Source organism: Kitasatospora sp. NPDC088742 (assembly GCF_055584905.1).
This window is the reverse complement of record NZ_JBVJLD010000006.1, coordinates 77,373-97,332: the sequence shown is the minus strand read 5'-3', so window position 1 is coordinate 97,332 and position 19,960 is coordinate 77,373. Positions and strand designations below refer to the sequence as shown.

Genomic DNA, 19,960 nt, shown 5'->3' with positions numbered 1-19,960 from the left:
CCGAGGTCGCAACCCGCCTCAGTCGGCGGAGAGTTCGAACCACATCCGCTTGCCGCTGCCGCGCGGCTCCACGCCCCAGGCGTCGGCCAGCGCCTCGACCAGCATCAGGCCGCGCCCGGAGGAGGCCTGCTCGCCCGGGGTGCGCCTGGTCGGCCAGAGGTCGGACTCGTCCTCCACCTCGACCCGCAGCCGGGCCCGGCCCTCCTCGGAACCCTCCCGGTAGAGCCGTGCGGTGAACATGGCGTCCCGGTCGGTGTGCCGGATCGCGTTGGTGACCAGCTCGGAGGCGAGCAGCTCGGCGGAGTCGACCAGCTCGGCCACGCCCCAGCGGCGCAGCGCGTCCCGCAGCTCGCCGCGCAGCTCGGAGATCCGGGCCAGGTCGGCCTGGCCGATCCGGCGGCGCAGCTGCTGCGCGGCCAGCCCGCCCGCCGGGCCGTCCCAGCGGAGCAGCAGCAGCGCTATGTCGTCCTCGCGCTCGGTCGAGTCGGCGGCCAACGAGGCGATCCGGTCGGCGAGTTCGTCCAGCGGGTCGCGCGGGCCCTCACCCCGGCCGGGCAGCTGCCGGGCCACGGTCGCGCAGAGCCGGTCGTAGCCGGTGTCCAGGTCCATGTCCCGGGCCTCGACCAGGCCGTCGGTGCAGAGCACCACCGTCTCCCCCGGGTCCAGGGAGAACCGGGTGACCCGGTACTCCTCGTCCGGGGAGACGCCGAGCGGCAGCCCACCGGCCACCGGGATCACCGCGGTGGTGCCGTCCGACCGCCGGACCACCGGGTCCAGGTGGCCGGCCCGGACGGCGTAGACCACGCCGTAGTCCACGTTCACCTCGGCGTAGGTGCAGGTGGCGAAGTGGTCGGTGTCCAGGTCGGCCAGGAAGCGGGAGGCCCGGGCCATCACGGCGGCGGGCGGGTGGCCCTCGGCCGCGTAGGCGCGCAGCGCGATCCGCAGCTGGCCCATGATCCCGGCCGCGTGCACGTCGTGGCCCTGCACGTCGCCGATCACCAGGCCGACGTGCCCGCCGGGCAGCGGCACCACGTCGTACCAGTCGCCGCCGATCTGCAGGCCGGAGCCGGCCGCCAGGTAGCGGACGGCGGTGGTCACGCCGGAGATCGAGGGCACGGTGCGCGGCAGCATCACCCGCTGGAGGCCGGCCGCCAGCTCGTGCTCGGCGTCGTGCAGCCGGGCCCGGGCCAGCGACTGGGCGACCAGCCCGCCCAGGGTGGAGAGCAGGGTGCGCTCGTCGGCGTCCAGCTCGCGGTCGTCGTCGAAGCCGACCACGCAGACGCCCGTCACCCGGCCGCTGGCCACCAGCGGCAGGAAGGCCCAGGCGCTGCGCTGGCCGGTCTCGGCCATCTGCGGGTAGGCGTCCGGGTAGCGCTCGCGGTACTCCTCGCGGCTGGAGATGAAGACCGGGGCGCGGTTGCGGATCGCCTCGGCGGCGGGGTGGCCGGCCGGGACCGGGGCGCGGTCGTACTGGCGCAGGTCGCCGTTGCGGTAGCCGCTGGCGCCGAGCACCTGGAACCGGCCGGCCTCCAGCGAGGCCAGGATCAGGCCGTCCGGCGGGAGGCCGGGCAGCGGCAGCTCGGTGAAGACCCGGGCCACGTCACGGACGGTGACGGACTCGGAGAGCGCCCGGGCGGCCTCCTTGATGAAGCGCGAGCGGTCCTCGCGCAGCGCGGCCATCGCCCCGGCCCGCTCGCGCTTGTGCAGCTCGACGGTGGCGTCCCAGACGAAGCCGACCATCCGGGACGGGCGCCCGAAGGCGTCGGCCAGCACCCGGCCGCGGAAGCGCGCGGCGTGCAGCTCCCCGCCGGGGAAGACGGTGCGGTAGTAGGCGCCGCACTGGCCCAGCTCGGCCACCGCCCGCTCGACCCGGCGGCGGACCACCGGGGCGTCCTCGGGGTGCAGCATCGCCAGGAAGGCGGCCGCGCTGCGGTCGAAGCGGCCCGGGTCCAGGCCGAGGATGGCGCAGGCCCGCGGGTCCCCCTCCAGCACGTCGCGGCGGATGTCCCAGTCGAAGGAGCCGATGCCGTTGGCGGCCATCGCGGGTTCGAGCCAGTCGGGGGTGGAGTCCCCCGTCCTGGTGGGCAGGCCGCGCGGGACCACCGGGGCGATCCGGCCGGTGGCCAGGCCGCTGCCGGCGGCGGCCGGGCGCAGCGCGTTCACCGCGGACCGGCCGTGGCCGGCCGTGCCGCGGGCCGACTGGGCAGGCGGGGTGCGGCGCGCGGGCCCCGTGGACTCGGGCTCAGTCGCCATGCTTCTCCTGCCGCTGCCGTGCCGTCAGGTCCGGGCGGACCGGGACGGCCGTGTGCCGAGTGGGTGGGCGGTGCTCGGGGCGGTCGGTCGAGGCTCGGTTCTCCCCGCTGCCTTCCCGGGCACACATTCTCACTATCCTGCCGAAAGATTACTAGTACCGCCTCACCAGCGGGCTTTCGGGTGACGGGACCGGCCGCACGCGCGGGACGTACCCGAAAGGCCAGGTCCAGATGAGCACAGGACGGCGGCCCGGGCAATGAGCCGGGAGCATTTCGTGACCGGGTGGTGACGCGGCATATGCACGGGGGACGGTCGGGCAGGGGCCTGGCCGAGGCCGGGCGGAGCGGCTCAGACGGGGCCGAGCTCGAACCAGGTGACCTTGCCGTCGCCGCGCAGCTGGACGCCCCAGTCGTCCGCCAGCGCCTCGACCAGCTGGAGGCCGCGCCCGGAGGTGGCGGTCTCGCTCGCGATCCGGCGGCTCGGCAGGCGGGTGGTGCCGTCCTGCACCTCGATCCGCAGCCGCTGCTCGGGGCTGAGCACCGCGTCCAGCACCGCGCCGCGCTCGGTGTGCAGCAGCGCGTTGGTCACCAGCTCGGAGGTCAACAGCTCGGCGGTGTCGGCGAGTTCGGGTACGCCCCAGAGGTCGAGGGCGGCCCGCAGGCGGCGGCGGACGGCGCCGACGCCGGTCAGGTCGGCCGGGTCGAGGGCGGCGTGCAGCCTGCGGTGCAGGGCGCAGCCCGGCTCCTGCGGCGGACGGGCCCGGCCGTCGTGGGCGTACTGCTCGTGGTCCCTGGCGCGGACGGAGTCACCGTCGGCCGCCGTGCTGTTCGAAGCCGTCCGCTGACGCGGGAACCTTGCCTTGCCTTCCATCACGTAACGCCCCCCACAGCCCTTCTCCCGGACAGTTGGCCGCGTCGCGTCCCCCGCTGGCGGACTGTCCCGATACCGACGACCATCCTCATGCCCACTGGCGGGGACACGCAACAGTGTGCGGACGGTCACCTGGGGTGAAGTGGGGCTCAACGGGCCCGAAGTGATCCTTTTCAGGGCGCCCCGGAGGTTTGGACCACGACCGGGCCCCTCGCCACGGCCACACGATTGCGACGCCCGGCGCGCAGAACACCCCGGAACGGACAAGGCTGGACACGGCGGCGCGGTCCGGGTTCAATGGCCGGACAGAGAGTTTGAACGTCGTTCTAACATCGGCGCGAGCGAGGAGGCACGGTGCGACTGACCCCCACCGAGCGGGACCGGCTGCTGATCTTCACGGCCGCCGAACTCGCCCGCGCCCGGCGCGCCCGGGGTGTGAAGCTGAACGTCCCCGAGGCCACCGCCCTGATCGCGGACACCGTCTGCGAGGCGGCCCGCGACGGCCGCCGGCTGGCCGAGGCGGTCGAGGCCGGCCGCTCCGTGCTCTCCGCCGAGGACGTGCTGCCCGGCGTGGCCGACGTGGTGACGGTGGTCCAGGTGGAGGCGGTCTTCGACGACGGCACCCGCCTCGCGGTGGTCAACGACCCGTTCCGGGGCGCCGGTTCGCTCGGCGACGAGGCCCCCGGCACCGCCCTGCTGGGCAGCGGCGAGGGCTACGACCCGGTCGAGGAGACCCTGCTGCTCCCCGTCCACAACACCGCGGCGGTGCCGATCTCGGTCACCTCGCACTTCCACTTCTTCGAGGCCAACCCGCGCCTCGCATTCGACCGCTCCGCCGCCTACGGCACCCACCTCGCCGTCCCGGCCGGCTCCTCGGTCCGCTTCGACCCGGGCGCCACCGTCGAGGTCGGCCTGGTGCCGATCGGCGGGGCCCGGGTGGCGATCGGTTTCGCCGGCCTGGTGGACGGGCCGCTGGACGCCCCCGGCGCCCGCGAGGCCGCGCTCGCCAAGGCCCGCGCCACCGGCTACCTCACCGGCTTCGACGACGCGGAGCTGGACTCGTGACCGCCCCCGCCGCTCCCGAGGAGGCCGGCCGATGACCGCCATCACCCCGCACGACTACGTCTCCGTGCACGGCCCCCGGGCCGGTGACCGGATCCGCCTCGGCGACTCGGGGCTGATCGTCCGGGTGGAGTCCGACTCGCAGGCCCCCGGCGACGAGTTCCTGGCCGGCTTCGGCAAGACCGCCCGCGACGGCCTGCACCTCAAGCCCGCCGCCGTGCGCGACACCTGTGACGTCGTCATCTCCAACGTGCTGGTGATCGACGCCGTCCTGGGCGTCCGCAAGACCTCGATCGGCCTGGTCGGCGGCCGGATCGCGAGCATCGGCCGGGCCGGCAACCCGGACACCCTGGACGGTGTCGAGGTGGTCGTCGGCACCGGCACCACGATCGTCTCCGGCGAGGGCCTGATCGCCACCGCCGGCGCGATCGACACCCACGTGCACCTGCTCTCGCCCCGGATCATGGAGGCCTCGCTGGCCTCCGGCGTCACCACGGTCATCGGCCAGGAGTTCGGCCCGGTCTGGGGCGTCGGCGTCAACTCCCCCTGGGCGCTGCGGCACGCCTTCAACGCCTTCGACGCCTGGCCGGTCAACATCGGCTTCCTGGGCCGCGGTTCGTCCTCCGACCCGGCCCCGCTGGTCGAGGCGCTGGCCGAGGGCGGCGCCTGTGGCTTCAAGGTGCACGAGGACATGGGCGCCCACACCCGCGCGCTGGACACCGCGCTGCGGGTCGCCGAGGAGTACGACGTCCAGGTCGCCCTGCACACCGACGGCCTCAACGAGTGCCTCTCGGTGGAGGACACCCTGCGGGTGCTGGACGGCCGCACCATCCACGCCTTCCACATCGAGGGCTGCGGCGGCGGGCACGTCCCCAACGTGCTCAAGATGGCCGGGGTCCCCAACGTGATCGGCTCCTCCACCAACCCCACCCTCCCGTTCGGCCGGGACGCCCTCGGCGAGCACTTCGGCATGATCGTCTCCGCCCACGACCTCAAGGTCGACCTCCCCGGCGACGCCGCCATGGCCCGCGACCGGATCCGGGCCGGCACCATGGGCGCCGAGGACGTGCTGCACGACCTGGGCGTCATCGGCATCACCTCCTCCGACGCCCAGGGCATGGGCCGGGCCGGCGAGACGGTGCGCCGCACCTTCGCCATGGCCGGCAAGATGAAGCTCGAACTCGGGCCGCTGGACGGTCCAGAGGGATCGGGCACAGTCGGCACCACTGAGGCCGGCGACGACAACGAGCGGGTGCTGCGCTACATCGCCAAACTCACCATCAACCCCGCCATCGCGCACGGCCTCTCCCACGAGGTCGGCTCGATCGAGGTGGGCAAGCTCGCCGACATCGTGCTCTGGCGCCCGGACCACTTCGGCGCCAAGCCGCAGCTGGTGCTCAAGTCCGGCTTCCCGGCGTACGGCGTGACCGGCGACCCCAACGCCTCCACCGACCGCTGCGAACCCCTGGTCCTGGGGCCCCAGTTCGGCGCCCACGGCGCCACCGCCGCCGACCTCTCGGTCGCCTTCGTGGCCCGGGCGGCGGTCGAGAACGGGGACGCGATGCCCACCCGGCGCCGCCGGGTCGCCGTCCACGGCACCCGGGGCATCGGCCCGGCGGACCTGGTCCGCAACGCCCGTACCGGCACCGTCCAGGTCGAGGCCACCACCGGCCTGGTCTCGCTCGACGGCGAACCGCTGCGCTCGGCCCCGGCCGACTCCGTCTCGCTCAGCCGCCTCTACTTCCTCTGAACCCTTTGCTCGACCTCCATCCAACCCCCGTCACCCGCTGAGGACTTCACACCCATGACCGCCACCCCCGCCTCGCTCGGTTTCCGGATGCCCGCCGAATGGCACCCGCACGACCGCACCTGGATGGCCTTCCCCACCGACAACCCGACCTTCGACACCCCCGACCACCTGCACGCCGCCCGGGAGGCCTGGGCCCGGGTCGCCAACACCATCGTCCGGTACGAGCCGGTCACGATGATCGTGAACACCGGGGAGCTGGACGCGGCCCGCCGCTACGTCGACGCCGCGGTGGAGCTGGTCGAGCGCCCGCTGGACGACGCCTGGATGCGGGACATCGGCCCCACCTTCCTGGTCAACGGCTCCGGTGAACTCGCCGCCACCGACTGGGTGTTCAATGGCTGGGGCGCGCAGTCCTGGGCCCGCTGGGACAACGACCAGCACATCGCCGAGGAGATCACCAAGCTCACCGAGGTGCAGCGGTTCGCCTCCCGCCTGATCAACGAGGGCGGCGGCATCCACGTGGACGGCGAGGGCACCGTGCTGGTGACCGAGACCGTCCAGCTCGGCGAGGGCCGCAACTCCGACTGGACCAAGGAGCAGGTCGAGGCCGAGCTGCACGCCCAGCTCGGCACCACCAAGGCGGTCTGGCTGCCGCGCGGACTCACCCGCGACTACGACGAGTTCGGCACCCGGGGCCACATCGACATCGTCGCCTCCTTCGTCCGCCCCGGCGTGGTCGTCGCCCACATCCAGCCCGACCCGGCCCACCCCGACCACGAGGTCTGCCAGGAGCTGGTCGCCATCCTGCGCGCCGCCACCGACGCCCGGGGCCGGCAGCTGGAGGTCATCGAACTCCCCGCCCCCACCGTCCTCCTGGACGAGGAGGGCGAACCGGTCGACTACTCCTACATCAACCACTACGTCGCCAACGGCGCCGTCATCCTCTGCGCCTTCGACGACCCGCGCGACCAGGTCGCCGCCGAGCTCCTCGCCGAGGCCTACCCCGGCCGCACCGTCGAACTGGTCGACGCCCGCGAGATCTTCGCCAACGGCGGCGGTATCCACTGCATCACCCAGCAGCAGCCCCAGCCCTGACGCACCGTCACCCCGAGGGCCCTCCGGCGCACCCCGTTCCCCGCGCCGGAGGGCCCTTCGCCGTCCGGAGCCCTGGAGCCGTCGGTCACACGGTCGTCATCCCCCTACCTGACACAACCGCCGCCCACCTTCGGACCGCCCTTGTGCGACGGGCCGTGGGCCTGCGAAGATCACCGCCCCGACCGGTGCGGTCGGGTTGGAAGGATCACGGGGGTCCCGATGAACATCCGCGCCATGACCGCCGCAGCGGCCGCCATCGCCGTGGCGACCTGCCTCACCGCCGCCACCTCCACCTCGGTGGCCCACGTCCTCAGCGGAGTGACCCCCTACGCCAACTACTCCACCCCCGGCGGCGACCACCTCGACCCGATCCGCCAGACCCCCGCCACGGACTGACCCCGGGGGCCGCCCTTAAGCTGGCCCCATGCCGGGAACACGCATCGAGCCGTCACTGCCCACCGGGTACCGGAGCGATCCGGTCCGGGCGTCCGACCTGGCCGGGATCGCGGCTCTCCTGGGCTCCTGCGAACGGGAGTTGTACGGGCGGGCGGGCAGCGGGGCCGGGCGGGCGGCCGCCGATCTGGCCCGGCCCGGGCTGATCGCCGAGCTGGACACGGCGGTGGTGCGGGACGCCGCCGGGGTGGTCGTGGGCTGGGCCTGGGTGGACCGGCGGTCCGTGGTGCAGGTGCACCCGGAGCACCGGGGGCGCGGAATCGGGGCGGCGCTGCTGGACTGGGCGGAGGCCCGGGCCAGGGCGGCCGGCGGGGAGCAGATCACCCAGGTCGTGCCGGACGCCGACGCGGCGGCCGTCGCCCTGGTGCACTCGCGCGGGTACCAACCCCGGGTCACCGAATGGCAATTGGAGCACACCGCGGCCGCCGGCGACACTCCGGACGCACCTCCCGGCCTCACCGTCCGCCCGTACCGCGAGGGTGACGGCCCGGCCCTGCACGCCCTGGTCCAGGACGCGTTCGACGAGTGGCAGCAGCGCCGCCACGGCTACCCCGAGTGGGCCGCGCACGCCGTCGCCCACCCGGCCTTCGCCCCGGACGCCACCCTGCTCGCCTTCACCGGCGGCCAACTCGTCGGCGCCACCGTCTCCCTGGACTCCCCCGAACCGGACGAGGGTTGGATCGAACAACTCGCCGTCCACACCGCCCACCGCCGGCGCGGCATCGCCCGCCACCTCTTGGCCGGCACCTTCCACGCCTTCGGCCGGGCGGGACGCCCCACCACCACCCTCGGCACCCACTCCGAGACCGGCGCCCTCGCCCTCTACCTGAGCGCCGGCATGCGCGTGCGCCGCAGCTCCACCGTCCACCGCAAGGAGCTGGGCTAGGGCTGTCTCCTATGCCACCCCGCCGAGGGCGTCCTCGGCGACGGCGGCGGCGCGCTGGTCGCGGAAGTTCTTCACGTAGGCGTCGTGGACGGCCGCGTCCTGGTACTTCAGCAGCGCCTCGTCCGTCTCGGTGAGGCCCATGTTGGTGTAGGGGTGGCTACCGGTGAAGACCACCTTCTGGTCGGCCTGGCCCTGGTAACCGCCCTCCACCAGCAGGTACTTGGTGTGGGTGGCGGAGCCGCCGCGGGTGTCGTTGTTGAGGCGGTGGAGCGAGATCTTGCCGTTCTTGGTGGAGCGGGTCAGCCAGAAGCCGACGTCACGCTGGGGGCCGGGGGCGTCCCAGTCGTTGAGCAGGCGGTAGACGACGTCCACGTAGCAGCCGGCCTCGGCCAGCTCCCAGAGCTTCCGGGCGACGGCCTCTCGGGAGATCTGGTGCTGGGCGATCCGGATGACGGTGCGGCCCTCGGGGTTCTCGGTGGTCCTGGTGTTGCCGTAGCAGACCGGGGCGGTGCCGATCGGGTCGTCCACCGCGTTGAGGACGTCGACGACCGGGTCCGAGGTGGCGCGCGGGAAGAAGTAGGCCCGGGCCGCGCCGGCCTGCACCTCGACGGGGTAATCCTTGGTCTGGAGCGAGCCGTCCGGGGCGGCCTGGGAGGCCGTCAGCTTCTCGAAGTAGGTGCGGTAGGCGGCGTGCAGCTCGGCGTTGCCGACCACCGTCATGGCGTCGTTCCAGCCGTACTTGAGGTCCCAGGGGGTGAGGTTCCCCGAGGACTGGACGGTCACGTCGTCCAGCGGGACGCCCAGGGTGGGCAGGCCGCTGCCGGTGGTACGGGAGAACAGGAAGAACTTGTTGTGGTTGTTGCTGAACGGCGCGTACGCCTCGGCGTTCTTTGCCAGGCAGGCCTGGTCCGGCGCGCAGACCCGGATCCAGGAGCTGCCGTAGGTCTTCCCGGCGGGCGCGGTCTCGGCGAACGCGGCGTCCAGGGTGTTCTTCACCTTCAGCCCGGGAGTCGCCCCGGAGCCGTCGGCCTCGACGCTGGTGTGGTCCACCAGCACCTGGACGTTGACGCCGTTGCGGTGCGCCTCGGCCAGCTTGCCCGCGTACCAGTCGGAGCGGAGCGAGAAGATCGAGATCCGGATGGTGGAGCCGGGCAGCGCCCCGCCGGTGAGCCGGCCGAGGTGGCCGAGTATCGCGTTCTGGCCCGCGATGTCGGGCGCCTTGGGGTTGTTGAAGACCGGGCCGGTGGTCACGTAGGTGGTCGGCTCGGCGACTGCGGCGGTGGGGACGGCCGTGGCCAGCAGGAGCCCGCAGAGCAGCGCGGGCAGCATCCGCCGGGCCCGCAGCGCCGTGGCGCCGGGCCTCCTGACGGTCAGTCTCTTGATGATCATCGCGGGCCACTCTAGACCACGCCTCCAGGCCACCCCCCGCACGGCTAACGCGCCGTCAGGCGCTGCCACTGGTGGCCGCTGCGGCGCGGGCAGTCACGGTCCAGCCGGGAGCGGGCGGCCCCGGGGGTGTCGGTGATCACCGCGTCCACCCCGAGCCCGGCCGTCCGGACCCAGCCGTCCGGGTCGTCCACGGTCCAGGCGTAGACCCGGCGGCCGGCCGCGTGCTCGGCCCGGATCCGTTCGGGCGTGGCCAGCACCTGCTCCAGCGAGACGGCGTGCAGCGGCAGCCCCTCCGGGTCGCGGGCGTACCAGGAGGCCTGGAGCAGGGTGACCGGGAGCTCCGGTGCGGCGTCGTGGGCGGCCCGCAGGTGCTGGGGGTAGAACGAGTAGAGCTCCACCTCCACGCCGGAGGCCGCCGCCACCGCCGCCAGGCGGCCGATCGCGGCGGCGTCCGCCGGGCTGCCCACGTCCTTGATCTCCATCAACAGCCGGACCCCGGTGCCGCGCAGCCGGTCCAGCAGCTCGGTGAGGCGGGGGATCGGCTGCGGGCCGCCGGGGCCCACCGTGACGCGCAGCCGGTCCAGTTCGGCGATCCCCAGGTCGGCGACGGCGCCGTGGCCGGTGCCGCCGGTGACCCGGTCCACCGTCGGGTCGTGCATCAGCACCGGGACGCCGTCCTTGCTGACCAGGACGTCCGTCTCCAGCCAGTCGGCCCCCTCGTGGAGGGCCGCCTCGAAGGAGGCCATGGTGTTCTCGGGCGCGAGGGTGGGCGCGCCGCGGTGCCCGGCCACCGGGATCCGCTGGCAGCCGACGGCCTCGCTCCCCGCCCGCGTGGTGTCCGCGAGCACCAGGTCGGAGGAGATCGGCACGGCCGCCGCGAGCACGAGCAGCGAGGAGAGGAGCACGGTACCGGTTCGTCCCATGCGTCCAGTGATGACCCGTCAGCGCCTCCCTCGCCCGGGAACCTGCGGACAATCAGACGAACGGGTGAGCGCCGACGGCGCGCTCACCCCGGCGCGCACGCCCTCGGCGGGCTACCGGGCGACCTGCTCCCAGTGGCCCGCCGAGGCCTTGCTCGCGGTCAGCCGATGGTCGCGGCGTACGAGGTCTGCGCCGCGAAGCCGTAGCCCGGCGCCGCGTCCCAGGGGTTGGGCAGGGTGTCGTCGGTGGCGTAGGCGTAGCCGGCGCCCCGGGCGAAGGCGGTGTCCAGCGCGGTCTTCATCTCGACCTGGCCGGGCGCGCCGTAGACCAGGTGCCAGAACGCGGTGCCGCTCGGGTCGAAGGAGGCGCCCGAGTAGTAACCGGCCGTCAGGTTGAAGACGTTGCCGCCGAGCCAGCCGCCGCCGGTGTAGTTGGCGTAGGTGCCCTCGTAGGTGACGAAGGTGTCGGCGGTGCGGTGGCCGGGCTCCAGGTAGCAGTCGGCGATCGCGGTGCCGGGGTTGTCGATCACCAGCTCTTCGGTGCCGGGCGCCACCGACTCGACGGTGCTCTGCACGTACTGACGCAGCGCCAGGTAGTGGTCGCGGGTGGCGTTGGCCGCGCCGCAGTCCCGGCTGACCACGTCGAAGAAGATGCCGTCGACGTGCAGCTTGCCGTCGGCGGTCTTCAGGTAGTTGTCCACCGAGGCCTTCACGGCGGCCGCCGGGCGGGTGCCGTTGGCGGTGTGGACGTAGCCGAGCACCTTGGTGTGAGCGCCGGTCGCGGTGACCCCGGCGCGCAGCGCGTCGGCCTGCGCCTGCCAGGCGGCGTCGAACGGGCTGTCCCCGTTGCCCGGGTTGAGCACCACCACCGAGGCGGCGGGCGAGGTGGCCTGCAGACCCGTGAGCATCGGGTCCCCCGGCCAGACGTACGCCGGCACCGCGACCTCCAGGCCCCGGCTGCCGGCCTTGGCGTCGGCGACCCCGGCCGTGGACACGGCTGTCAGGGCCAGGACCGAACCGAACGCGATGGCCAGCAGGCCCTTCGCACGTGCACGCATGAAATCCCCCATGGGTTGGTCGTGGCGTTCCCTCCGCCCCGAGCCGGATGCTACCCCGCCGAAATGACCTTCTCCTCGGCCTTCTCCTCGGTCGTGGCGCCCGTCGTGGCCCCCGCCGCCTCGATCACGGCGATCAACGGCCGGAGGTCCTGTTCCACCGTCAGTTCCCTTAGCAGGGTGGTCCAGCGGCCGCCCTCCCGCCGCCAGGTGAAGTCGTACAGCGTCGGCACACCGTCCTCCTCCCGGCGCATCACGATCGACCCGTGGTCCGCCCGCACCGTGGTGGCCAGGAACGACACGTCGGCCAACGAGTCCCCGACCACCCTCCCCTCCGCCCGCAGCGCGCGGAACCGGTGCATGAACTGCTCCTTCACCAGCCGCACGCTCAGACCCGCCCGGTCCACCCGGAGGTTCTCGAACTCCTCGTCGTAGAGCGCGTCGAGAACCTCCAGGTCCATCGCCAGCCCCGCGTGCAGGTACTGCCACATCCGGTCCACCAACGCCTGATCCATCGCCAACTCCCTCTCGTTCAAAGGAAGTCCAGAATCACAGGGCCCACCCACAACTCGCCGACAGCGAGGTGACAGATCACTGACAGCCCGCCGACGCCCCGCCGTCACCCCTCCACGGGCCGCCGGAGCTCCTCCTGCCGGACCCGCATCAACCCGGCCGCCCTGCCGAACCAGTCCGCCAGCACCGCGACTTCATCCGCCGTGTAGTCGGCGAACAGCTCGTTCAACCGCGCGTAGAACGGCCCGTACACCTCGTACAGCCGCCCCACCGCCGTCTCGTCCGCGACGATCCGCACCCGCCGCCGGTCCCCCGGATCCGCCTGCCGCCGGGCGTAGCCGGCCTTCTCCAACCGGTTCACCACCCCGGTGACGGCCCCGGTGGTCAGGTTGGCCCGCTCCGCCAGCTCCCCCGCGGTGATCGGCTCGGCCCCCGCCCCCAGCACGTGGCCGAGGCAGGTGAGGTCGGTGACCCCCAGCCCCAGGCGCTGCGCGATGTCCTGCTGACCGGTCAGGCTCAGCGCGATCAGCTGGTCCATGGCCGCCAGGGCCTGCTCCGGGGACGCCTCGGGGCGCGGCTTGCCCTCCACCAAAAAGCTCCTTACAGTCTAAGATACTTAGCAACTAAGACATCTGGTCCTACGTCCCCCATCATGACGAAGGAGCACCGCCATGAGCGGCATCCACGGCCACCACGACATGGGCCACACCCTCGCCGGCTGGACCGGCACCGCCGTCGTCACCACCGGCACCACCCTCACCGGCATCGGCCTCTGCGCCGCCTCCCCCACCCTCCTCTGGACCGGCGCCGCCACCATCCTCCTCGGCGCCCTCACCACCTGGACCCTCCACCTCACCGGCTGGGGCAAGCCCAGCGGCCCCCGCCCCGAATCCCAATGGCCCTGGCGCACCCGCGACACCACCACCCACACCGACTGCCTGGGCTGCCGTCCGGCTGGCAGGGGTCGACCCCGCAGTCGACCCTCGCGAATGACGGGCGAGATCTGACCTCGAGTCAGATGCCCTCAGGGCCCGTAAGAGGATCTTGTCGACACGAGCTGGTGGGCCGTGTCCGGTGTGACGATTTGTCCCTTGGTGGCATGTGAGCGCGCCTTGGATGGTCGATGACGACCTGTGGTCTCTGATCGAGCCGGTCCTACCGTCGTGGCCAGAGCGGCCACCGGGCCCGTATCCGGTGGACGACCGGCTCTGCCGGCAGAGCGCCCTGACGGAAGCCCGGGTCTTCGACCAGGTCCACCGGGTACTCCTCGCCGAGCCGAACGCGGCCAGCCGGATCGGCTGGACACGTGCGAGCGTGGACGCCTCCCGCGTATGGGCCAAAAGGGGAGTGCCGGGGGTGGCCCGTCGCCGGTGGACCGCGGCAAGCCGGGCAGCAAGCACCACCTAATGGGGGCCGAAGCCGGTGAAACCCAAAGCACCACGGGGTCCAGAACCCTCAGATCAGACAGGCTCGCCGGCTTCGCCTCGGCGGTGATCAGCTGACGTCCTGTCAGTCCTATGACACATCCGGGCCTTGAGCCCTCCAGAGAGGGCCGGCCCCGGGCGTCGGCCGGCCACCGCCGAGTGGCACGGCCGTGAAGGTGCCCAACGTCGGGTCACTTCTGACAGACACACGGGGCCCTGAGCTCCAGTAAGAGCTCCACTCCCACCTGCGCGAGTACTTCCCCGGCCACCTCGGCGCCGTCCAGGCGATGACCAGCGGCCTCAACTCGCCACTGGCCCGCACCCTGCTGGCCGCCGCACCCCACCCCGGCCACGCCGACCGTCTCACCCGCACCCAGCTCAGAGGCCGTGCTCAAGCATCCCGGCCGCCAACACGGCATCGACGCCGAGGCCGAGCGCCTGCAGGCCGCCCTGCGCATCCTGCGGACGGCCTCGCCGAAGCATCTGTCGAGCTGTTCGAGCAGCACCCCGACGCGGCAGTCATCACCAGCTTCCCCTGCCTCGGCACACTCAGCGGCGCCCGGATCCTCGCCGAGACCGGCAACAACCGCACCCGCTTCACCGACGCCAAGGCCCTCAAGGCCCAGGCCTGATCAGCACCCGTCAACCGCGCCTCCGACAGAAGCCACTCAGCCATCGTCCGTCGGATCAAGAACCAGCGCCTGACCGCAGCCGGCTACGTCTGGGCCTTCGCCCCCCTCGCCGCCTCGCCCGACGCAAGGGGCCCACCACGACCGCCGCCGCGAAGCCGGAGACCGCTACTCCTCCGCCCAGAGAAACTCGAGCTCACCATCGCGGCTTGACCCGCTAACCCCATGGGATGTCTGATCTGCGACGGCAACGCCACCCCGTTCTAGGTGTTCAGCACCGGCGGCAACATCCGACATCTCCCAGACCCTCACCCTCGTCGACGGGGTCTCACCCGTCGCCGGCCATCCGGCAGGCCCCGCAAGCGGCTCGAGTCCGTTCTCGGAGACAAGGGCTACGACAGCAGGCACATCCGCCGCGAGCTGACCCGACGTCGGATCCTGCCCATCACCCCACGCTGCGGCAAGCCCGACATCAGCGATCTCGGCAAGTTACGCCACGTCATCGAGCAGACCTTCGCCCTGCTCCACCAACTCAAGCGCCTCACCACCCACCGAGAACACCACCTCGACTTCCACGACGCACCCTTGTCGCTCGCATGCACCCACATCTGCTGGCGAAGACTCAACAAACCGACACCGTGATCGTGTTACGAGCTCCCCGGAATCCATCGGGCCCTGGGGAATATCACACCGCACCGGTCAACGGGCTCGGCGCCGTCACCCGGAGGGCCCTGCGAGCCCATGCAATAAGCGCATCCCCTGCGCGCCCGAACCCGGAGGATCGGGCCACTGAGCCGGACGCGCCGGAGATGCGGCACTGGGCCCTACTTCGTCGCCGTGATCTTGACGAGGCTGTGGTCCCGTCGTTGCGGGTCGGTCGGCTCGCCAACTTCGACCACCAGCTGACTCTTCGGCACGTTGAAGGTCACGTCCGTGCCGTCGCGCTTCATGCTTGCCACGAGGTTGTAGGCGGGGCTCATGATGCTGGTCACCTTGGGAACGTCCATGACCAGCGACCCGGAATCACCGGTCACCTTCAAGCAGAACGTGGGCTTCATCCGAGCCGTAATCTCGATCAGATCAGGGCCACCACAGTCGGCGAGGGTGATATGCCCGTCGCCGCCCTTCAGGACAATTCCAGCCTTCCCGAAGATTTGCTCGGCACCGGGGTAGGAGAAGTCTTCAACGGCAACCGGAGGGATCTCCGAAGGATCTTCACCTCCGCCCGCGGCAAAGCCGGCCGAGGCGCCAGCAGCCAGGCTGATCACTACTGCTGCACAACAGGCCAGCAATGCCTTGGAAGATCTCATCAGAGCGCGCATCCTAAAATTCCCAAATTGCCAGTCAAATACAGTTTCACGCTTGTTCGTCAATCAAGAGCTGACTCTCGGCCAGTCCGTTGACCCCAGCGCGACCGCCCCATCTAACCACCCCTCGTACACAGAGGAACCACATGGGCCACATCTCGATGCCTGATTTGCGCTACTTGCGGCAGATTATGTTGATCTGCAACAAAACTCCTCCTAAAGGATTCGTATAGGATCTGCAAGCTGCATGTTCAGCAGCTGGTCATGCGCTTCGACAAAGATCCGTGTCCGCTCCATGTTTCGCTTGGTTGGTCATTGAATGTTCGGTCAGATAACCCGGATCGAGCCGCGCTGTGCTGCTCGATTCCGGGCGGTTGTTGTGGGAGCGATGCTCCTGGGATTGAGTACGGGGGCGCTGGGAAGCCCGGCCGTCGCGATTGAACCCAGCCCTGGAAGCTCACCGGAGGCGGGCCCGGTGCTCACCGATCGCGGAAAGGTGTTCGACGCCTGGTCCGATGGAGGGCGTGCGACCAAGACCGCAGCGGAGAAGGCGCTCACGGGTTCCGACCAGGATGTCGCGCTCTTCCTCAGCGAAGGTCTCAGGATCGCCATGGACGAGGACGGCCGCGCGGAAGTCCTCCGTATGGTCAACAGCAGTGGCCCCGGGGTCCGTTCGGCAGCTGAGGCTGCCCTGAAGGGGTCTCCCCAGGACATCCGCACCTTCCTCGAAACGGGCTGGAAGGCCCCCGACCGGGATGACCAGCACGTCTCTGTGCTTGCCGCGATTCACGTCGGTGGCAAGGGAGTTCGGGAAGCCGGCCAGCAGGCGCTCAAGGACGGCACGCCGGACGCCTATGCAGCGTTCCTCATGTCCGTCCGCCCACAGGCTGAGGCGGACGACGAACGCGTCGAGGTCCTCGCCATGTTGAAGGGCGCGGGCACCGAGGTCCAGAAGGCAGCACAGGAAGCCCTCAAGGGCTCCGCGGCTGACATCCACACGTTTCTGACCCGTGATGTGCTGACCGCCCGCGCGCGCGACCAGGAGAAGATGAGCGTCACCCAACTGGTCGACAGCGCCAAGCAGTCGGCACAGGAGGCGCGCAAGGAAACGGCCGCCGCACAGGACACCTCTCAGCGGGCCCAGGAGGCCGCCCGGCTGGCGAAGGAGGCCGCTGAACGCGCCGCCACCGAGACCGAGGCCGCCAAGGAATCGACGCAACGGGCGTCGGGCGCGGCTGGCCGGGCCGCCGATGCCGCACTCGCCGCCGCAGATGCGGCACAGACGGCCGTCTCCGCCGCAGGCTCGGCCAACTCCGCCGTTCGGGCCGCGGCCACCGCTGCGGCGGCGGCCCAGTCCGCCGCCGCCGGAGCGGAGCGGGCCGCGAACGTCGCCAGGAATGCAGCCGGAGCCGCAGCCCGGGACCGCGGCAAGGTAGCCGAGGCCCGCGTGGCAGCTCAGAACGCACGGGACGCCGCCACCGCAGCGACCGACGTAGCAGAGGTCGTCCGGAACATCGAGGACGCCGCGCGTGAGGCGGAGACGGCGAGCAAGGCCGCAGCGAGCGCCGGCGGCCACTCGGCAGCGGCTTCCAAGGCCGCCGCGACCGCCGGTGGGTACAGCCAGGCCTCCGGTGCCCAGGCCCAGCGGGCCACCCAGGCCGCCCAGCTTGCTGCCCGCAACGCCGAGACCGCGACGAAGGCCGCCAACTCCGCCGCAGTGCTGGCCAAGCAGGCCGCTGACGCAGCCGCCCTCGCCCGCGTTTCGGCGCTCGAATCGGCAGCTCATGCGAATGCCTCGGCGGCTGCCGCCTCCGAGGCGGCCGACCACGCTGTCGCCGCCGATCAGTGGGCGAACCAGGCGGCCATGCATGCCGATGCCGCGACGAAGGCCGCCGACGCGGCGAGCCGTGCGGTGGACCAGGCCAAGACCGTGATGAACACCGCACGCGCCGCCGAGGCCGTCCAGTTGGAACTGGATCGGGACCTGGCCCTGCCCGAGGCCCGAAGGCTTCGGAAGGAGTACGAGGACCGTGCTGCGACCACTGTCGTGGAACAGACCGAGGAAGCCCGACGCGACGGGGAAACCAAGCAGCTGATCGCCGATGCTTCGGCGCCCGGCACATCCCCGCAGACGGTCGTCGCCAAGGGACGCCTCGCAGCGCTGCGTCTTCAGGCGACCGGCGGCCCCTGGACCGCGAAGGCTGCGGAGTCCGCGCTTACCGGAAGCGAGTCGGACGTGATCAGCTGGGTCACGGTCGGCCGGCTCGACGCCGCCGAGCAGGACGACCGCGCACGGGTAGCCAACATGGTCGACACCGGCAGCCCGGACCTGAAGCAGGCCGCTGCAGCCGTGCTCTACTCCCGGCGCGAGGACGTCGAGGCGTTCCTTCTCTCCGGTCAGCACATCGCCCAGATGGACGACTACCGGGTCCGGGTCCTGGAAATCATGCACACCGGCGGTCGCGCCGTGAAGGAGGAAGGGTCAGCCGCCGTCCGCCGCCAGACGCCTCAGGCTCTGCGCGACTTCCTGGACGTCGGCCAGTACCGGGCGGCCGAGGAGGACGACCGTGTGGAGACCCTCGCGATCATGAACACCGGGGGACCGCACGTGAAGGCCATGGCTCAGGTGGCACTGGCCGGCCCCCCGTCCATGCTCCGTTCCTTCGTGATGCGGGCTCAGTTCGAAGCCACGAAGCAAGATTTGGACGCCACCGTCCACGTGGCCCGCATCAACCAACTGCTCGAGGAGGCCGCCGCCGCTGCGGCCACGGCTCACGCGGACGCGGCAGCGGCGAACGAAGCAGCAGCCACCGCACGCGGTGCGGCTGATCAGGCAGAGGGCTACCGCCAAGAAGCCGGCAGGTCCGCTGCCACGGCCACCGGCTACCAGAAGACAGCTGACGGGTACGCCACGAGTGCGAGCAAGAGCGCTCAAGAGGCCAGCGGATCCGCCGAGAAGGCGAAGGGCGCCGCGGCCACCGCCAATGCTGCCGCCGTGGCCGCCTCGAAGTACGCCTCGAAGGCCGGCGCATCGGCATCACAGGCCCGCTCGAGTGCAGCCAGTGCGTACTCGGCTGCGGAATCCGCGCGGCAGAGTGCCGCGGCAGCCGGGAAGGACTCCGCTCAAGCTGCCGCCATCGCCCTGGACACCGTCCGTGTCCTGGCGGTGAAACTTCAGGCCGAGGACGAGAAGCGCCGCAAGGAGGAGGCTGCCAAGCCACCACAGCCCGACGCGGGTGGCGGCTCCGGCGGCTCCGGCGGCTCCGGGACCAGTATCACTGGACCGTTGGTAACCGTGAACGGCTACACCCGCCTTCGCTGGCAAGAGCGGATGGGGCCGATGGACATGGGGTGGGGATGGTTGGGCGGAGTTCTTCCGAGTGATCTCTACTTCCTCGATGGCGACTACTTGATGAACGAGGTCAAGAGGCTCGACCATGTCAAGGGAGTCCACCAGAGCCTGGCGTTCGGTGCGATTATGAACATGCCGCTTGGCACCGAAGTGAACGCTCCCTACAGGATCTCTGACCACTCTCAACAAGAGATCAAGTCACTGTTCTGGCAGGATGTGACTTCACTGGTCGGAATCCCCAAGATATCGAACACATGGGCCGACGACCGTAGCGCGACCAAGATGATGCTAGGAAGCTTCAACCTCAGATACCGAGTTGTCGATCGGGACGAAAAGCGCGGATCTTCCAAGGTCCAGTTTGAGATCACCAACTCAATGTCAGTCGAGTCAGGAACCAGGCCTCCTGGATCTGGCGGATATTCCGGAAGCGAAAGCAACTCAGGAGCGGCAGGCGCCTTGAGGTCTCTTGGGGTCCACGATGTCAAGCAGCATTTCCTGTGGATGGAGGAAATAAAGTGGCCCACTATCAAGCCTGGAAAGTAGCGCTCCCTGCAGTGGCGGCGCTCGTCGCCGTCACGGGCTGCACAAGTGCACAACAGGGCCACCGAGTGACAGTCGATCGCTCCACCCTGAGCGGACAGTGGACGAATGGCCAGGGCGGCACAATCACTTTCCGCGAAGACGGCTCATTCACTCTCGCCGGGATCTCCGAGAAGACCATGTTCGCCTCGGCTGCCGATTCGACCAGAAGTGCCACCGGGCTTTGGAATCTGTCCAACAGTGCGCGGCTTTCGACCATTCGACTCAACGGAATGTGGGGTGACACCTCACCGGGCCAGTTCTCGGTCGAACTCGCACTCGACTGCCGTCAGGGAACAACTCAGATTTTCTTCGACACCCAGCAGCCGGCCAGTCGCGACAACAATTTTGAGCGCTCGGACGGCGCATCCAGCTGCAAGGTCGAAAAAGACTGAAGCCCGTGATTTCACGAGTCGACCCCCT

The 19,960-nt window shown here is 71.0% G+C and carries 18 protein-coding genes; 10 read left to right on the top strand and 8 right to left on the bottom strand.

The features are described from left to right. Positions 1-18 precede the first annotated feature (18 nt). On the bottom strand, positions 19-2,253 hold the full coding sequence (locus ACZ6ZR_RS08190) for a SpoIIE family protein phosphatase (RefSeq protein ID WP_465640604.1): 2,235 nt from the start codon (positions 2,251-2,253) through the stop codon (positions 19-21). A gap of 348 nt (positions 2,254-2,601) precedes the next feature. Then, positions 2,602-3,123, bottom strand: coding sequence for an ATP-binding protein (locus ACZ6ZR_RS08185; RefSeq protein WP_465640767.1), 522 nt, complete (start codon positions 3,121-3,123; stop codon positions 2,602-2,604). A gap of 354 nt (positions 3,124-3,477) precedes the next feature. Between ACZ6ZR_RS08185 and ACZ6ZR_RS08180 the strand changes: the two genes are divergently transcribed. The 5 genes from ACZ6ZR_RS08180 (at position 3,478) to ACZ6ZR_RS08160 (ending at position 8,369) form a co-directional block, all read left to right on the top strand. After that, the gene (locus ACZ6ZR_RS08180; protein ID WP_465640602.1) at positions 3,478-4,188 is read left to right on the top strand and encodes an urease subunit gamma; all 711 of its coding nucleotides are present in this window, start codon (positions 3,478-3,480) and stop codon (positions 4,186-4,188) included. A gap of 31 nt (positions 4,189-4,219) precedes the next feature. Next, positions 4,220-5,935, top strand: a complete 1,716-nt coding sequence (locus ACZ6ZR_RS08175) for an urease subunit alpha (RefSeq protein ID WP_465640600.1) — start codon at positions 4,220-4,222, stop codon at positions 5,933-5,935. A 54-nt stretch (positions 5,936-5,989) separates the two neighbouring features. After that, complete coding sequence (locus ACZ6ZR_RS08170; RefSeq protein ID WP_465640598.1) at positions 5,990-7,030, top strand: agmatine deiminase family protein; 1,041 nt, start codon at positions 5,990-5,992, stop codon at positions 7,028-7,030. A 234-nt stretch (positions 7,031-7,264) separates the two neighbouring features. After that, positions 7,265-7,426, top strand: coding sequence for a hypothetical protein (locus ACZ6ZR_RS08165; protein WP_465640596.1), 162 nt, complete (start codon positions 7,265-7,267; stop codon positions 7,424-7,426). 28 nt (positions 7,427-7,454) lie between these two features. Beyond that, positions 7,455-8,369: a GNAT family N-acetyltransferase gene (locus ACZ6ZR_RS08160; RefSeq protein WP_465640594.1), complete on the top strand. Its 915-nt coding sequence runs from the start codon at positions 7,455-7,457 to the stop codon at positions 8,367-8,369. A gap of 9 nt (positions 8,370-8,378) precedes the next feature. Here the strand turns inward: ACZ6ZR_RS08160 and ACZ6ZR_RS08155 are convergent, their stop codons facing one another. The 5 genes from ACZ6ZR_RS08155 to ACZ6ZR_RS08135 all read right to left on the bottom strand — a co-directional run bounded on the left by ACZ6ZR_RS08155 (position 8,379) and on the right by ACZ6ZR_RS08135 (position 12,835). Then, positions 8,379-9,758 carry a phospholipase D-like domain-containing protein gene (locus ACZ6ZR_RS08155; RefSeq protein ID WP_465640592.1) on the bottom strand — a complete coding sequence of 460 codons (1,380 nt, stop codon included), beginning with the start codon at positions 9,756-9,758 and terminating at the stop codon, positions 8,379-8,381. 44 nt (positions 9,759-9,802) lie between these two features. Next, positions 9,803-10,681 (bottom strand): glycerophosphodiester phosphodiesterase, encoded by an 879-nt coding sequence (locus ACZ6ZR_RS08150; RefSeq protein WP_465640590.1) that lies wholly within the window; start codon positions 10,679-10,681, stop codon positions 9,803-9,805. Between the two features lie 158 nt (positions 10,682-10,839). Further along, complete coding sequence (locus ACZ6ZR_RS08145) at positions 10,840-11,736, bottom strand: spherulation-specific family 4 protein (RefSeq protein WP_465640588.1); 897 nt, start codon at positions 11,734-11,736, stop codon at positions 10,840-10,842. A 50-nt stretch (positions 11,737-11,786) separates the two neighbouring features. Continuing rightward, positions 11,787-12,248 carry a hypothetical protein gene (locus ACZ6ZR_RS08140; protein WP_465640587.1) on the bottom strand — a complete coding sequence of 154 codons (462 nt, stop codon included), beginning with the start codon at positions 12,246-12,248 and terminating at the stop codon, positions 11,787-11,789. A gap of 104 nt (positions 12,249-12,352) precedes the next feature. Next, complete coding sequence (locus ACZ6ZR_RS08135) at positions 12,353-12,835, bottom strand: MarR family winged helix-turn-helix transcriptional regulator (RefSeq protein WP_465640585.1); 483 nt, start codon at positions 12,833-12,835, stop codon at positions 12,353-12,355. 82 nt (positions 12,836-12,917) lie between these two features. On the opposite strand from ACZ6ZR_RS08135, the gene ACZ6ZR_RS08130 reads away from it, so the two are divergent. From ACZ6ZR_RS08130 to ACZ6ZR_RS08120, 3 genes are all read left to right on the top strand, one after another. Beyond that, a complete protein-coding gene (locus tag ACZ6ZR_RS08130; protein ID WP_465640583.1) occupies positions 12,918-13,253 on the top strand; it encodes an HGxxPAAW family protein in 336 nt (111 codons plus the stop codon). A 704-nt stretch (positions 13,254-13,957) separates the two neighbouring features. Next, positions 13,958-14,302, top strand: coding sequence for a hypothetical protein (locus ACZ6ZR_RS08125; protein ID WP_465640581.1), 345 nt, complete (start codon positions 13,958-13,960; stop codon positions 14,300-14,302). Between the two features lie 264 nt (positions 14,303-14,566). Then, a complete protein-coding gene (locus ACZ6ZR_RS08120) occupies positions 14,567-14,941 on the top strand; it encodes a hypothetical protein (RefSeq protein ID WP_465640579.1) in 375 nt (124 codons plus the stop codon). A gap of 182 nt (positions 14,942-15,123) precedes the next feature. Here the strand turns inward: ACZ6ZR_RS08120 and ACZ6ZR_RS08115 are convergent, their stop codons facing one another. Next, the gene (locus ACZ6ZR_RS08115; RefSeq protein WP_465640577.1) at positions 15,124-15,609 is read right to left on the bottom strand and encodes a hypothetical protein; all 486 of its coding nucleotides are present in this window, start codon (positions 15,607-15,609) and stop codon (positions 15,124-15,126) included. 472 nt (positions 15,610-16,081) lie between these two features. Here ACZ6ZR_RS08115 and ACZ6ZR_RS08110 point away from each other — a divergent pair, with 472 nt between their 5' ends. Further along, positions 16,082-19,501: a hypothetical protein gene (locus ACZ6ZR_RS08110; RefSeq protein WP_465640575.1), complete on the top strand. Its 3,420-nt coding sequence runs from the start codon at positions 16,082-16,084 to the stop codon at positions 19,499-19,501. Next, a complete protein-coding gene (locus tag ACZ6ZR_RS08105; RefSeq protein ID WP_465640573.1) occupies positions 19,474-19,932 on the top strand; it encodes a hypothetical protein in 459 nt (152 codons plus the stop codon). Before ACZ6ZR_RS08110 ends, ACZ6ZR_RS08105 begins: the two co-directional genes overlap by 28 nt. The last annotated feature ends 28 nt before the right edge of the window (positions 19,933-19,960 follow it).